General features: G+C 35.6%; 18 protein-coding genes. 3 read left to right on the plus strand and 15 right to left on the minus strand.

Annotated elements, in window-relative coordinates; genetic code table 11:
- The first annotated feature begins 161 nt into the window (after positions 1 to 161).
- Positions 162 to 995 (plus strand): helix-turn-helix transcriptional regulator, encoded by an 834-nt coding sequence (locus tag MHB56_RS11115; protein ID WP_076208631.1) that lies wholly within the window; start codon positions 162 to 164, stop codon positions 993 to 995.
- A gap of 55 nt (positions 996 to 1,050) precedes the next feature.
- Here MHB56_RS11115 and MHB56_RS11120 read toward each other — a convergent pair whose 3' ends face one another.
- From MHB56_RS11120 to MHB56_RS11145, 6 genes are all read right to left on the minus strand, one after another.
- Complete coding sequence (locus MHB56_RS11120; protein ID WP_341143579.1) at positions 1,051 to 1,575, minus strand: hypothetical protein; 525 nt, start codon at positions 1,573 to 1,575, stop codon at positions 1,051 to 1,053.
- Between the two features lie 30 nt (positions 1,576 to 1,605).
- The gene (locus MHB56_RS11125) at positions 1,606 to 2,106 is read right to left on the minus strand and encodes a hypothetical protein (protein ID WP_339281447.1); all 501 of its coding nucleotides are present in this window, start codon (positions 2,104 to 2,106) and stop codon (positions 1,606 to 1,608) included.
- 41 nt (positions 2,107 to 2,147) lie between these two features.
- Positions 2,148 to 3,011: a hypothetical protein gene (locus MHB56_RS11130; protein ID WP_339188593.1), complete on the minus strand. Its 864-nt coding sequence runs from the start codon at positions 3,009 to 3,011 to the stop codon at positions 2,148 to 2,150.
- 24 nt (positions 3,012 to 3,035) lie between these two features.
- A complete protein-coding gene (locus MHB56_RS11135; protein WP_076186542.1) occupies positions 3,036 to 3,557 on the minus strand; it encodes an AAA family ATPase in 522 nt (173 codons plus the stop codon).
- A gap of 457 nt (positions 3,558 to 4,014) precedes the next feature.
- The gene (locus tag MHB56_RS11140) at positions 4,015 to 4,203 is read right to left on the minus strand and encodes a hypothetical protein (RefSeq protein ID WP_076219833.1); all 189 of its coding nucleotides are present in this window, start codon (positions 4,201 to 4,203) and stop codon (positions 4,015 to 4,017) included.
- Positions 4,204 to 4,216: 13 nt separating this feature from the next.
- Positions 4,217 to 4,582 (minus strand): hypothetical protein, encoded by a 366-nt coding sequence (locus tag MHB56_RS11145; RefSeq protein WP_341143580.1) that lies wholly within the window; start codon positions 4,580 to 4,582, stop codon positions 4,217 to 4,219.
- Positions 4,583 to 5,053: 471 nt separating this feature from the next.
- Here MHB56_RS11145 and MHB56_RS11150 point away from each other — a divergent pair, with 471 nt between their 5' ends.
- A complete protein-coding gene (locus MHB56_RS11150) occupies positions 5,054 to 5,557 on the plus strand; it encodes a hypothetical protein (protein WP_076220913.1) in 504 nt (167 codons plus the stop codon).
- 72 nt (positions 5,558 to 5,629) lie between these two features.
- Here the strand turns inward: MHB56_RS11150 and MHB56_RS11155 are convergent, their stop codons facing one another.
- From MHB56_RS11155 to MHB56_RS11190, 8 genes are all read right to left on the minus strand, one after another.
- Positions 5,630 to 5,989 (minus strand): hypothetical protein, encoded by a 360-nt coding sequence (locus tag MHB56_RS11155; protein WP_076282697.1) that lies wholly within the window; start codon positions 5,987 to 5,989, stop codon positions 5,630 to 5,632.
- An 828-nt stretch (positions 5,990 to 6,817) separates the two neighbouring features.
- Complete coding sequence (locus MHB56_RS11160; RefSeq protein ID WP_076303167.1) at positions 6,818 to 6,997, minus strand: hypothetical protein; 180 nt, start codon at positions 6,995 to 6,997, stop codon at positions 6,818 to 6,820.
- Between the two features lie 207 nt (positions 6,998 to 7,204).
- Positions 7,205 to 7,576 carry an iron chaperone gene (locus MHB56_RS11165; protein ID WP_076303166.1) on the minus strand — a complete coding sequence of 124 codons (372 nt, stop codon included), beginning with the start codon at positions 7,574 to 7,576 and terminating at the stop codon, positions 7,205 to 7,207.
- Positions 7,577 to 7,634: 58 nt separating this feature from the next.
- Entirely contained in the window at positions 7,635 to 8,069 is a 435-nt protein-coding gene (locus tag MHB56_RS11170) for a hypothetical protein (RefSeq protein ID WP_076304931.1), read from the minus strand.
- The gene (locus MHB56_RS11175; RefSeq protein WP_036681352.1) at positions 8,053 to 8,271 is read right to left on the minus strand and encodes a helix-turn-helix transcriptional regulator; all 219 of its coding nucleotides are present in this window, start codon (positions 8,269 to 8,271) and stop codon (positions 8,053 to 8,055) included. Before MHB56_RS11175 ends, MHB56_RS11170 begins: the two co-directional genes overlap by 17 nt.
- Before the next feature lie 500 nt (positions 8,272 to 8,771).
- Complete coding sequence (locus tag MHB56_RS11180; RefSeq protein ID WP_341143581.1) at positions 8,772 to 9,260, minus strand: DUF2199 domain-containing protein; 489 nt, start codon at positions 9,258 to 9,260, stop codon at positions 8,772 to 8,774.
- Positions 9,261 to 9,452: 192 nt separating this feature from the next.
- Positions 9,453 to 9,857: a GNAT family N-acetyltransferase gene (locus tag MHB56_RS11185; RefSeq protein ID WP_038573410.1), complete on the minus strand. Its 405-nt coding sequence runs from the start codon at positions 9,855 to 9,857 to the stop codon at positions 9,453 to 9,455.
- Between the two features lie 468 nt (positions 9,858 to 10,325).
- Positions 10,326 to 11,120, minus strand: coding sequence for a MerR family transcriptional regulator (locus MHB56_RS11190; protein ID WP_341143582.1), 795 nt, complete (start codon positions 11,118 to 11,120; stop codon positions 10,326 to 10,328).
- A gap of 230 nt (positions 11,121 to 11,350) precedes the next feature.
- On the opposite strand from MHB56_RS11190, the gene MHB56_RS11195 reads away from it, so the two are divergent.
- Positions 11,351 to 12,025 carry a DUF4097 family beta strand repeat-containing protein gene (locus MHB56_RS11195; RefSeq protein WP_341143583.1) on the plus strand — a complete coding sequence of 225 codons (675 nt, stop codon included), beginning with the start codon at positions 11,351 to 11,353 and terminating at the stop codon, positions 12,023 to 12,025.
- Positions 12,026 to 12,446: 421 nt separating this feature from the next.
- On the opposite strand, the gene MHB56_RS11200 is transcribed toward MHB56_RS11195, so the two are convergent.
- Positions 12,447 to 12,896: a hypothetical protein gene (locus MHB56_RS11200; protein ID WP_076280165.1), complete on the minus strand. Its 450-nt coding sequence runs from the start codon at positions 12,894 to 12,896 to the stop codon at positions 12,447 to 12,449.
- Positions 12,897 to 13,735 lie beyond the last annotated feature (839 nt).

Raw genomic sequence — 13,735 nt, forward strand, 5'->3', positions numbered from 1 at the left:
CAAAGTATTAAAAATATGCTTTCAATATTATATAATTCTATTGTAGTATCAATGTTAAGAGGTCTTATATAACAAAATATTGCTATCATATAACAATCTTGCGTTCATTGCCTTAATCCAACTTGCGCTCTGTTGCGCTACAGAAATGGGTGCTGCCAAACATGAAGAAACAATGGTATTTGCCGACACCGGCTTTTTCAAAATATGTCTGTTATCCTGAATTTTTGGGACATTACACTCACTTTCCACAACATACAGAGAGAAGAAGCGAAGGGTTTCTGGGGAGTTATAACCTGCATTTGATCTTTGGTGGGGAGGGTTATGTATTCCATGAGGGCGAACGTATTCCGATGAGTAGAGGACGAGGTTTTCTGTACCCCAAAGGGGCTTATCAGCAATACGGCTCTGACCCAGGCGAGCCTTGGGATGTCCGCTGGGTTCATTTTAACACTGAAATTGTCCTTCCCTTATTAGAAGAAGTGGACCAGTCTCGTGCATACCTGTTCACTTTTGATTTGGATGCTAAGCTGGACGAGCTATTCGAGGAAATGTACCTACTGAGTGCTTCCTACGTGACCCGTAGCGAGCCAAGACTATCTGCTCTGCTGTATGAGCTTCTAGTAAACTTGCTGCAGAACTCCGAGCCGCTTCACGGCTCAGTACCGCACGAGGTTAGGCAGTCCATCCGCAGTGCTGCAGATATCATTCATGTCGAATGTGCCAGCCCTTGGTCTCTTGAATCGATGGCAAGATTGACCGGTTACAGCAGCTATCATTTTCTAAGGCTGTTCCGGGTGGTTATGGGTAAAACTCCAAACCGTTATTTAACCGATTGTCGGCTGGCTAAAGCCAAGCTTTTACTGGTTTCCACAGGACTCTCCATTGCTCAGGTTGCGACTCAGTCCGGTTTTGCCCAGTCCAGCTATTTCATTAAAGTGTTCAGAAGGTTTGAAGGCATGTCTCCTGTGAAGTACCGGCAGGCTTTTGGGGCGTAGAGGATCTTCCTTCAGTCCGTAGAGATTCAATCTTAGTCTCTTGGATTTATCACCCTTAAAGATCATCCTTAAGAGAAATTTCACTCTCAATATCTAAACTTATTGTTTCGGAATGAAGCTCCCCTTCATTATCATTCCATGTAATAGATAAAGTGGTGTTTTTATAATTTTGTCTATTTTTATTTAATTCGTCATATAAATATGGACCAGTTATAGACCCGATATCAGTGTTACTTAATATTGAAATGGGTCCATCCGTTGACCTAGCTTCATTTACAAGAACTGTTTCATCCTTATTATTATTGTTTTTTTCATTGACTTCATACTTATAATAGCTACTATTCACTAAAGCGCTTGGGTCTCCCTTGAACACTAACTTCCCATGTCCCCGTAAAATTTTGCTAGATGAAATTATTATTTTGTAATCTAAAACATCCCATGTATCCCCTGTACCCTTAAGCGTATATACTTGAACACCAGTGTTTAAATTTGTTTCGACCTCTTTATTGAAATATAAATAACTCCATATCGCATTCGAAATAATAACCACCGCTACAAGCACTAGGATTAGTTTTTTCATATCTGCTCCTTTATAAATACTCCCCAACCATTATTTATATCTTAAATTCCACTCCTTAGACCATTTCGGGAAAGCTTCTCTGGTCAATTCTTCGAGTGTTTTTCCATCAATGGTGTAAACCCAGCCCATATGTAATTCATCGAAATCAGGAAAACTATAGCCTCCTATCACTTCATCGTCTGCTTCTAGCAGAAAAATCAGGGTTTGTTTTTTTGTATTATCCTTCTTATTATCTAAGGGGTGATTTTTAACGATGAACTTACTTGTAGTTATTTCCTTGCCTATATAATCGACTGGATCAACACTTTGAACACTCCAGTATTGCATGTATGGCATTTCCGTCAGCAGTTTTTTATCTAATAAATATTCAGAAACAATTCCTTCATTACTAATGATCAGATAGCCCATATCGGTAATAAATTGTTCAGCTTGGCTATATTCTTTTTTTGAATTATCGCTAATTTGCTCCTTACTACATCCCAATAAAAAGATTAAGAATAACGGAACTATGATTGCCCTTAATTTGTTCATAGGTTCCTCTCCTTGGAGTGTTTATTACCTCCTTAATAGTCTCATAGATTAATCTTATTGTATGAATTTAGTATCATCAAACTCTTTAGCGTCTTATAGGCTCTCCATTCCAACCTCGCTGTTTCACCGGGAGGCTCCCATGTTATCTGCCATCCTCCATCATCCTCCTGTTGGTGTTCTAATACTTTTAAGTGATCAAGAATGGTTTCATCAGAAAATATGCTGCTACAGTAAGAAGTGGGTGATGGCGAAAATTCTAGAGGAGAGAGTCCATAACTGTGGGATGCGGCATCCATACAAAAGAAGTTGGCAGTAATAAGCTCCTTAGATAATTTTTGAAATAATCCTTTGATATAATCCGATTGAGGTAGGCTTTCCAATAAATAAAATGCAGTCAAAATTGTATGCGCATCGTCATATGCTTGTGCGTGAATATCTTCCAAACAAATTTCTGTCGCTTTATCAAGCCAGGAATGTTCTATCCCTTGCCACTTAAGAAGCCCGACAAGACCAGTAAGTCTGCTAAATGATGGCTCTGTAGAAAGAGGGTTACTCCAATGTTCTGCTCTTGGATAGTTTGCTGATGAAGGAAATATTGTTGGAATACCTTTTTTTAAATCAGCATGCTTTGAAATATAATCACATGCTTTTTGAGAAAGTTCTTCGTCTTTTATGTTACAGTCATATAAAAAACGTAGTGCAAATTCCATGAAAAGTGGCTGACTACCGGGTACCCGTAAATCCGGCTCTATTGCATTTCCAAACCCACCATCTTCGTTTTGGTAGGCTGTTAGTGAAGTCATAACATTGCTCATTGATCCACCGTGGAAAATATATTCAAAAACCCTTCTTTCTAATAATCTGCCATGTGTCCAAATGAAATGGGCTGCTTTCTCAAAATCCATCTGTTCCCCTCCTCAAAATTTAGGCTAAGTATTTAAGTATTCAATGACACTTTTAATATAGGATTCAATCGGTTCCTTTGTATTAACAATATGTATTCTGACATTAGATGGCTTTTTAGCATTTTCAATAGTTTTTAGCAATGTCTCTTCAGAAGGCACTCTTTCAATCTGGCTAATCATTCTTTTTCTATTTCGCAGTCTATTATTGAGCTCATCATAGTCATTTAATAGACATTCTACATATTTATATTCCACATTATATTTCCGGGTCAGATTCAATCCTCTCTCTATCATTTCAGAGTATAAACAAGGGCTATCGAGTATAACATTATGACCTTGAGATAAGTGGAAATCTATCAAAGCCCATTCAATGTCATACGAAATTTTTCCAACTTCCTTGAACCCAATGTTTGCTCCAAGTGATTCCATAAGAGAAGACTTTACAATGTCGTGATCAAGAATAACAGCAGAAGTATGCTGCGCTATTACTCTGGCTAATGAAGACTTCCCTGATCCGGGGTATCCAGACATCTGAAGAAAAAACAACGAGGGCCACTTCCTTCAGCATTAATGAATCTGCTAAGTATTTGATATATGTTGTCGGGATTCATTTTCTAAAATATTAGCTATTTGCTCCCTTAACATACGAACGTATGTTTGTTATAATGAACAAACTGGTTATGATTACATATAATAAACTAGAAAGGGGTTTAGTATCTTATGCTAATTTATGAGAACTTACGTCAACAGTTCCCGTTTACTTTCCTTGAACCACTAATTCCTGCGCATGTTCACGAGCATATCATAAGAATTATGAATGCAAGCTCAACATCTGAATTTTCTTGTAAGATTGAAGATACGACTCCAAATATCTACATTTATTTAATTGAGAGTAGTCTAAAAGAATCCTATAAAATAGGACACTTTTTTTTCTGTGATAGAATCGGAATTGATTACACCTATCAAAGTATGCCTTTAGAACAGATAGTGACTTTTGGCCAGTTTATTTCCCAACTATCGAATTTGTAGACGATGAATTTTTTTCTTTCTTAATACGTTCATACTCTTCTTCTATTGATCTTGATAGTAGTTCTGTTGCTGTCATTCCCATCTGTTTAGCCGCTTCTGCCAACTGTTGTTTAATGTAAGCTGGTACATCATAATGAAATTTCACCTTATTACCATAGGCCATTTTTGTATCTCTCCTATCCAATAATTTCTTGATATTTTTTTTCAATAATACGAATCAATAGTTGAGTAGCAGACATTTCTTGCAAGGAAGCAGCCTCGATTAGTTTTTCCTTGATTTCGGGATGAAACTCATAAGGTAGCTTTAATTTAGGCTCGGCCATACGGCCCTCTAGCGTTTTTTCCGCATCTAAGGCAAGCTCCAGCAGTGTTTGTAATGAAGAAGCGCTAGAAACCTCTCTCCCATACTTAGGCAACACTCGAATTAGATATTGCTTCAAAGCCCGCTGATCATCTTCAAGAATGTTAATATGCAATCCTTCATTTCCCACGGTTAATTGACAATCAACGTTATAACCAAATAGATTTATGGTATATTTCATGGTTAACCTCCTTATTTATTTTGATCATTATATAGCGATTTGTTACGTCCTACCATATTCTTCACTTTTTCATTTGTTATATCCTTTAAAATTTAATTAATACTCATCAAATCATTACAATGATTTTTGGAATTTTGATAATAAGTGAGATAAGCCTTCCTAATCAGGAATATTTATAGAGATAGGATTTAATAATATTTATAGTAACACAAAAAAATATTATAAAAAGATATAACGTATCGTGACAATACACTTTATTTTTATGTTCTTAAACCTTAGTAAAGAAAAGTTTCCTCATGAATGAAAAGTCTGTTTTTTCATAATTGGATATTTTTATTAATTATATATTGCGTTACGTTACGCTATATGATATATTAATCCTTGAAAAGAATGTTTGTTCCTAGAAGAAGGGGATTCTTCTTGTGAACTTACATCCCCCATTCTTTCAATAAACTTTTTGGAGGAGTTAAAATGAACGAAAACAATCAATTTATCAAAGAATCATCGCTGGAAGAATTACTAAATATAGAACGGGCAGAAGCAAGAAATCAGCAAGTAATGGCAGGTGTTGGAAGTCCGGAAGTTCGTGCTACGGAAACCAATTATATTTCTAAGACCCAGCTTGTAGATATGATTAACTCTCACGTTGGGAGTAGTTATACCGGTCTCGGTCTCGCTGTTACTTCAGTAGGAATCGGGCTAGCTACTAACGCTATAAAAGCTAAGCTTCCACCCTTTATTGCAGGTGCTCTTGTTGCCGCAGCAACACTAATTACAGTTGGTCAACTTATTCAACAGGTTGATAGCTATACACCCGCTAATCAGTTGAAAGAAATTCTTAATACCCTCTTAAATGACTATAAAAATTTCACTAGAATTAAAGTTACAGTTACTACTTGGCAAAAACTTATTGTAAATCCAACCATGTCCTACTGGACGTATTACACAACTACAGAATATACAGCAGTAGCGTAAGTACATTGATATATAAAAATGAGAGGCGACCCAAATTGGGGATCGCCTCTCATTTTTATTTGTAGATTACTATTATTTAGTCAGTCTATTTTTTGATGTTCTTGCTTCAATTAACATTTTAATTTCCGCATAAGCAAACGCTCCTTGAGCAATTAATAGAAATATCTTATACCAAATAGGTACTTCAATAAAAAAGGCGATGATAAAACTTACAATACCAATTAACACTACTAGTCCACCTATAACGATTACACGTCTCTGATTCTTTTTAATTTGAATATTAGAAGAAGAAATGAGAATTACTTGGATAAGTAAAAGTAAAACGAATAACGATATATAGGTAATAAATCCAAAAATATATGACACACTAATCCACACTAGAATTAGGCCAATAATACTTATCCACTTTGAAGAATCTCTAAAGAATTTCATATTACACCTCCTATTGATCAAGAGTCCGCGATTGTCGAAAGATTCCTAGACCTCTAAATTATAGTTTAGTACCCATAATAATTCAAACAAACACATTTAGAATACTTCCTAATCTTAAATTCCTTATAAATAAATGAATCACTTTATCATCGATAGAAAACACCAGCATTAATTTAATATGAGATTACGATTGAGCGTGATGAAGTTATCAGCTGAATCAACCTGGGAATACACGCCAGTTAACGAATGGCGACAAAAGTAGAAATGTAGAGTTCATTTAAGCCACTGTTCATGACATTCTAACAACAGCTGCAGAATGTACAAACGAGAATTTTAGCGAATTTTTTGAAGTACGTACTTTTTGTTGTATATAATACTTCTTATCTCAATACCTAATACAGTTATATCCCAATTATTCCACTTCAGCTTATACAATGTAACTAAATAATGGCTTGTTGACTTACAACTTGTTAGTGGTCTTTCAATCAAACCTAACTAAATCCTTATAAACATTTATCGACTTCCATATAAGCTCCTCATCCTTAATTCCATCATGGACAAATAACTTTATTGGAAAAAAGATTCCTTCCATAATCGATAATCTAACGTCCTCCACAAATTGTGTGTACGTGTATGCGCTCCTGATTTTATTGTTAATTGAATGAAAATACAGATCAAAAATACGTGTAGCCTCCTCACTGCCGTGAAACAAATCGTGGATAAATAACATAACGATATCCTCAGTACAAAGCCCAACCTTCACTGCTTCAAGATCAATGATGCACGGCCTTGAACTGCTGAACATCGGATATAATAAATTGACAACATTTAGATTACCATGGATGCATGTTGTATTTTGATATCTGGATATAATTTATCAGAATCAATAGGCACTTCCCAGTCCGCTAAATTGTTATGTGTCGGGGTCAGATCTTCCATCAACAATATTCCCTCTTGTCCGACTGTGTCATATTTATTAAAAAAGACTCTCGGAATGGAAGCAGCCATTTGTCTCACTTCCATTTTTCATCATTCAGCAGGTTAAACTAACGTGTATAAATTCGCTTCCAACATTCCGTCCACCTTCCAAAATATTGAATATTTCGTGCTGAGAATTCGTATAAAAAAGACAAATCACATATTAAAAGTGACTTGTCCTCCGGTGCTTCCACATATAAATTTGCTTAAAATGAATTAAACGCTAAATAATACATTTTATTTCCGCCAAAAAGTTGAACAGTCTGCCTTATCCAAAATATTAAACTCGATCATTTTTTCAAGTAATGAGAAATCAACGGGACTTTCCCACCGGATGCGTAACAACTGCTTGGTGTGATCATAACCTGCCTGCAATATTTCATCAGAAAAACGATTAATTCCTGCAATTTCAGGGGCAACCGCCAAATGATGTTTGGATACACTAAAACCAATAATAAAAGTATCGTGATCGGTAAACATAGGCTGATTCCACGCAACTTTTGGCTTTAAATCAGTAAATTTTCCAGCTACCCAAGCCAGAACTTCTTCCATTCTTTCCCGATGTTGCGGGTTATCAATTTGCGCTAAATATTCTGCAAATACTTCCATGTCATTCTCTCCTAATAAAATATTTTCGAATGCTCTAATTGATGTTACGTCATTCCAATTACATTCTCTTAGCATAATAATTAAACAGGAAGATTCCTAAGGAGATTTGAAAAACAAAAACACCACATAACACAGTGACTACAGTTTGATCTACTCCCATTAAACTAAATACAACAGTTAGAGCCATTAGGATGTAAAAGTTAACAATATTAGTTTTCCAACCCGCTTTTTCTCTTATTCTTATTTTCCGTTCATCATTAGCCTCAATTTTACTCATTCTAACTTTCTCATCATTCTTTATTTTGTTCTGGGGCTTATTAAGCCATAACGAATACACCATATTTCCTACTCCAAGCACTGCAAGGACTGAACCCACACCAATGAGCAAACCGGAAATTCCTTTTAGCTTCTCGTCGATTAAAATAAATCCACCCATATAAACCATAATAGCACCTGCAATTGTTAAGAGCACCCATTTACTTGCCGTTTTCATTACCCAGCTCCTCCTCGTAAATGAAAATATCTTCAATACTCATTTCAAAAAACCGCGCAATTTTAAATGCTAAAATAATGGATGGATTATAACGGCCATTTTCAAGTGAACCAATCGTTTGCCTGGATACTTCCAATTTATCCGCTAGTTCTTCTTGTTTAATACCTTTTTCTTTTCTAATCTCTTCAAGCCTGTTTTTCAATATCTTACCTCCTGAAGCAATTATGGAAAGTTAACTTTCCGTAAGAATAACATATTGGAGCATGCATGTAAAGCTAACTTTCCATAAACTGAAATTGACTGCAATTCAACCCGTGATCTATATAGGTGTTATGATTTAGGGCACGTCTTGTTGATACTACATATGTAGAATTGGGCATGAAAAAACGCCACCCGTGAACTCCCTAATAGGAGTACGGGTGACGTTGAGTGTTTCACGGGCGACAACTCATAAAAAAACACTTCAGTTAGCTTAGTCTGCCTCAAGAATATACCCTCCGAAAGTTTGCCTTTTGGATAAAAAAGTGTCATTGTCAGCAGAAAACAAAATATTAAGACTGTCTCTGTTTCATTGAACAAAAGTCTCCTGTTAGCTTAAACGACATTACGCACCGAGTTTAGCCTTGCAGGGGTGTCTGTTGGCGTAGATATGATTTAATAAGCTGTCGGCAGCTTCTTCGACTATAGATTCAAATTTTTCTCTTACTGACTATGATTTATTAAATGAGCAATTTCTTTAACTCTCTCCATTGTAATTCCTTCTCTTTGTTCAACTGCAAGTGGATGATTCGTTTGTTCTAATTCTATTAACGGAACAGCACCAACCTCTTGTGTATGCACCATTGTCTTTAACGATAATGTAGTTATTGGATATATTGAAAGTTCAGTCGATAACCAACCAAAATAAGGTTCTTCCGTCTCCCTTCCTTCTACGTGCAATAATTCATTAGACTTCAGAAAGTTTTCTTCACTAGGAGAAACCCACACACTCCATATAAATTTCTCTTTGCTATCGATTATTGGTATTTCAATATGGCCTCTAATAAAGAAATGCTGTTCATCAATTACACAAAAATCTCTAATTAATTCTGTTCTTTTCTCTTCTGGTACAGTGTAAAAATAATATGGTGCTTCACTTCCGTAACATAAAGGAAGTTCACTTAATTCGATGTTACAGTGAGGGCATTTCATGTTTTCTGCTCCTTATAGTTTCTCGCCGATTTCTTATAACGTCTTATTCGGGAGCTTTGTGATAATTCCATCTTTTGAGTATTCGCGAAATTACTGAGTTATCCTGCCCCTTTACTTCAATAAAAACGGCAGCTGATCCTCTGATCGGCTGCCTTCTTGTTGCGATTAAACTATCGTGATCCGTTATTTTAATCATATCAACTCTGAGATAAACATTGGTGTAGCTCCATCCTCTGTATTAAAGCCAAACTTATTATAAAAATCCACTGCATGCGGATAAGAAATTAATACCTTTGTTTTACACCCTTTATATCTATCAAGCATTATATTCATCATTTCCTTACCTATACCTATACTCTGATAACTCGGATTAATAAGCATATAATGAAAATATACCGTTAAAACACCATCTGACAAAGCATTTATTAAACCGACAAGCTTTCCTCCTTCCCAAGCGGTAACAATTGAATGAGACCCTCCGATTGCTTGTAAAAGCTCGTTTGGATACTTGCCAGACTCCCATTCTACCGAAAGAAATAACTCTTGGAGTGCATCCTTAGTGATATCCTCTTTGCTTGAAGCGTAATAAATACTCACCCCTATACCTTCCTTTCATAAAACTAACTACGGCACACATCTGTTTTAAACTCCCATATTTCGATGGTTTTGCAATCCTTACGAAGCCATAAAATAATACCGACAAAGCAATTTCGGATTTATCAAAGTGAATAATCACTTTATTTACCTCAATGTACTATTAAAAATATGTATAGAAAATGGATTAACTGCAGTGGAATTTGTATTTATTCACATTAGAGAATTCATGAAAATACTTTTTTCACTTAAGCATACTATTCCTAAGACTTATAGCGTTAATCTGTCAGTTAGCTAAATAGATAACATTGAACTATAGTTAAATATTTAGCTAATCGGCGAAGTATAACGTTCTTGTCCTCAGCCTGGGGGGGCAAGAAACGTGATTGCTTAATCAAAAAAAAAGCCGCTAAATTAGCGACTTTTAATCAAACGATTTTCTCTTCCTAAACCTTTTCCTTTGTATTTAATCTAACATGTGCGTTTCTTAATGAACAGTTGTATCTGATAATCCCACTGCAATATTCCAGTCACAGTAATGTTATGAAGAACAAAATCTGGACACACATCGTATTCCGTCTTTGCCCTTTCAAGTAAATTTTGTAATACAGCATTCTTATTCTCTTCGGTACAATTTGCACACAGATAGTCCCCTTCTGGTAGCACAGTCAACCCCTCTAAAGACGGATATTTCAAGCAAACAGCAAATAACCGTGTTATTCCTTCAGTCGTGAACATTCCCGCCATATCTTCAAATAGAAATTGTGAATGCAGAGAAGTCTCAATTTGTTGATAGAAATGTCTGTGATAGTCCCATAAATTCTTTAGTGTGGGGCTTTCCATTTTATTCGAAAGCATAATCACCCTTGCCTCTATGTTTCTGATAAAGTAATTTTCACTTTGACTATAACCGTTGTGGAACTTATTTTCATAATGTAGATAGGCACGTTTAATTTTCGATTTTGCATACTGCAGACGAGCAATTTTATCGTCTGCTCTTTTTTCTGCCTGTTTTAGAAATTCAATTACTTTAGAGAGATCATTCTGCTGCAATATATCTTTAATATCCATTAAAGTAAGATCCATTGCTTTGAGCAGTTCAATGGTTTGCAGCTTTACGAGCTCCTGCTCGGAATAGTATCGATATCCCGACAATTCATCTTTATGGCATGGCTTGACTAATCCAATACGATCATAGTGCCGCAAGGTCTCACTGGTCATCTCTACGATTTCTGCTGCTTGCTTAATTGTAAAATAGTTGTTCATATCTACCCTCTTGACCTTTTTGTAACACAAAAGTTTATGATGATTAAAACATATGCGACTGATAAACGCAACGAAATACAAAAATGGATTTATTACTTTTTCAAGATCATTATGTTCAACTCTAATACTTTGTTGCATATCGCAATTTTTTTGCAGAGCAGCTTAGGATTGGTATTCGTAGGACTGGCTATATTAAAAAGAAAAATGATTTAACAAAGGAGCATTTTATAATGAAAAGTACTGCAAAAAAATTACTAACTACTATAGGCATATTGGTGACACTATTGATATCATTGGCAGGATGCTCCTCCCACTCCACTTCCATGGAGGAAAAAAATTACATCATCCCTGCCCAAAAGATTGATACCTTAACAATTGATGTAAAGGACAAAAAAATAACTATCCTCCAATCTAAAGATGAACAAATTCATATTGTTTACTATGAAAGTGAGAAAGATTTTTACAAGATTGATCTATCTGACGATAAAGAACTGTCAATGGTAAGTGACAGTAATAAGGAATGGAACGACTATATCGGAGGAAAAGACTCGCAAGTAACCAGAACTATTCAGGTATGGATACCTGATGCAACTTTAAAAAATTTGACATTAAAAACATCAAATGAAAATATTGTATTACCAACAATCGCGTTTTTAGGGACAGTGGAAGTAAACATAAATAACGGAAATATCCAACTGGACAAATTGAATGTAGGGACGGCTATAACCCTTGAAACAAAAAACGGAAATATTAGCGGTTCTATTCTAGGGTCATATGATGATTTCGCGATCTTAAGCAAGGTAAAGAAAGGAGATAGCAATTTGCCTGCCAATAAAGAGAATGGTTCAAAAAAATTATCTGCTTATACAAATAACGGCGATATTACCTTACAATTTTCTGAGTAGCCAGTAGTTAAATATTAGCTCGTATGAAGTCCGATACAATATTGAAAGGGATAACCTCTGTTTCACTTTTGAAACTTCTGGTCCTACCTCTTCGACTTTCCACCGGCCTATGACCGATAAAATATCCCTCCCTCTTGTAATGGAAAATCACCTTGATAAAGTTGTTAATCCGACCCGTAAATCGATTATCTTATGATGTACCCGAAGGCCAAATTTAAGCTTCATCGTGAATTCCATCAAAATAAGGTATAAGCCGTATTATAGCGGCTTATACCTTCATGATTTTGTTTGACTGTTTTGAACCATCCTTTGGAACTGAATGTATCCGATGCATATAAAAAGTACTACTATCGATATAATTAAAATAATACCGTATATTGAATATTCAAACCATCCTGCCAGTTAGCTTAATGAAGCATCGTCAGTCTAATCGGGTTTCATCTGTTTCATTTAAGGTTTCATTTAAGATCAACGAATTGGGATACGATTTAAGAAATGTTGATTCATCTACTTTTAAAAAAAACTCACCTTCAAAAATTAGTTGATTCGTATTAGGCCCGATTTGATCTAAATTTCTTGCTATCTCCGATTCCTTAAAGATACTTTGTTTATCTGCTCGCAAGAACATGCCATGAGGTGTATATAGTTGACTATAATACCCTTTTGCGATTTTTGATTCTACGGATTCTACGTTTTTTACTGATTCTACGGATTTTACGTTATTTGTTGAAAAATTAGTGTTAACAGGATTTTCAACTGTCTTATTTACGGTTTCCATTTCTGGATAGGTGTCTGCTTTTGAATTTGATATTAATGCCACTCCTGAAATAATAGTCACTGCAAAGGCTATTAAATATATTTTTTTAAACATATTATCCCGCCCTTTCTATACCAATAAATTATTTCCTACTTCAAAACATTATATTCACTTAAATGTTGAACGAATGGATAAGGTCCGTAAAGGAAAAGATCAAACTAAAAAATGTATTATTTTCCTTATTTTATTATACTACCTTTTAAAGTGCATGTGAACATCAGTTTACTATAATATTAATTTCCTTACGCAATAATCTCCAATTCTCCTCTATGTAATATTATGTTCTAATAAGTCTTTTAATGTGTAGTCTACATGGACACAGATCAATCCACTTAGAAAGAGTAGCCGAAGTATGGTGAAATTATTGAAGAGCAGGTGCTTCGGTATCCTGTCCTTTGTTAAACTATTCTCCCTCTATGAGGAATCACTTTTCTCTTGAATGCTCGTAATATCTTAGGTTTCTGATTTTATTCGTTCAGTGCAGACGACTTCATGGTGGAATCAAGTTGAAATCGAAGAAAATGTTGGGACGAGGAAAAGCGCAAAAGAACATCTCCTTAACCACAGTCTGAAGAAAGTGGTTACCTAGGAAAAGTATGGTTGCACTTATGGATCTCCACATTCCTCATGGAGGTCAACCCTCCCAAGTCTCACAGTCCACGCTCCCACATTCCTTCATTCAACCTGTCCATGAGGTGGAGGTCAGATATGCTGCCCGACAGGATCTTCGTCCGTATGATAGTTTCGTTCCGACTCATCCGTGCTTCAGTTGTCTGTATCTCACTGTTTTGGTTCGAACGCTAATGAACTACTGTTTCGTTATGCTGCCGTACTTAAAACATTGAATTGAGGGATATCCTGCCCGTTAGTTTAATAAAAAGAATGCTCCCGCG

Origin of the sequence: Paenibacillus sp. FSL H8-0315 (assembly GCF_038005365.1) — a bacterium.
GTDB classification, from domain to species: domain Bacteria; phylum Bacillota; class Bacilli; order Paenibacillales; family Paenibacillaceae; genus Paenibacillus_AQ; species Paenibacillus_AQ odorifer.

What these genes read in the sequence shown, in the direction of transcription:
- MHB56_RS11115 (WP_076208631.1), top strand. Translation starts at nt 162, where the DNA reads ATGAAGAAACAATGGTATTTGCCGACACCGGCTTTTTCAAAATATGTC.
- MHB56_RS11120 (WP_341143579.1), bottom strand. Translation starts at nt 1,575, where the DNA reads ATGAAAAAACTAATCCTAGTGCTTGTAGCGGTGGTTATTATTTCGAAT.
- MHB56_RS11125 (WP_339281447.1), bottom strand. Translation starts at nt 2,106, where the DNA reads ATGAACAAATTAAGGGCAATCATAGTTCCGTTATTCTTAATCTTTTTA.
- MHB56_RS11130 (WP_339188593.1), bottom strand. Translation starts at nt 3,011, where the DNA reads ATGGATTTTGAGAAAGCAGCCCATTTCATTTGGACACATGGCAGATTA.
- MHB56_RS11140 (WP_076219833.1), bottom strand. Translation starts at nt 4,203, where the DNA reads ATGGCCTATGGTAATAAGGTGAAATTTCATTATGATGTACCAGCTTAC.
- MHB56_RS11145 (WP_341143580.1), bottom strand. Translation starts at nt 4,582, where the DNA reads ATGAAATATACCATAAATCTATTTGGTTATAACGTTGATTGTCAATTA.
- MHB56_RS11150 (WP_076220913.1), top strand. Translation starts at nt 5,054, where the DNA reads ATGAACGAAAACAATCAATTTATCAAAGAATCATCGCTGGAAGAATTA.
- MHB56_RS11155 (WP_076282697.1), bottom strand. Translation starts at nt 5,989, where the DNA reads ATGAAATTCTTTAGAGATTCTTCAAAGTGGATAAGTATTATTGGCCTA.
- MHB56_RS11160 (WP_076303167.1), bottom strand. Translation starts at nt 6,997, where the DNA reads ATGGCTGCTTCCATTCCGAGAGTCTTTTTTAATAAATATGACACAGTC.
- MHB56_RS11165 (WP_076303166.1), bottom strand. Translation starts at nt 7,576, where the DNA reads ATGGAAGTATTTGCAGAATATTTAGCGCAAATTGATAACCCGCAACAT.
- MHB56_RS11170 (WP_076304931.1), bottom strand. Translation starts at nt 8,069, where the DNA reads ATGAAAACGGCAAGTAAATGGGTGCTCTTAACAATTGCAGGTGCTATT.
- MHB56_RS11180 (WP_341143581.1), bottom strand. Translation starts at nt 9,260, where the DNA reads ATGAAATGCCCTCACTGTAACATCGAATTAAGTGAACTTCCTTTATGT.
- MHB56_RS11190 (WP_341143582.1), bottom strand. Translation starts at nt 11,120, where the DNA reads ATGAACAACTATTTTACAATTAAGCAAGCAGCAGAAATCGTAGAGATG.
- MHB56_RS11195 (WP_341143583.1), top strand. Translation starts at nt 11,351, where the DNA reads ATGAAAAGTACTGCAAAAAAATTACTAACTACTATAGGCATATTGGTG.
- MHB56_RS11200 (WP_076280165.1), bottom strand. Translation starts at nt 12,896, where the DNA reads ATGTTTAAAAAAATATATTTAATAGCCTTTGCAGTGACTATTATTTCA.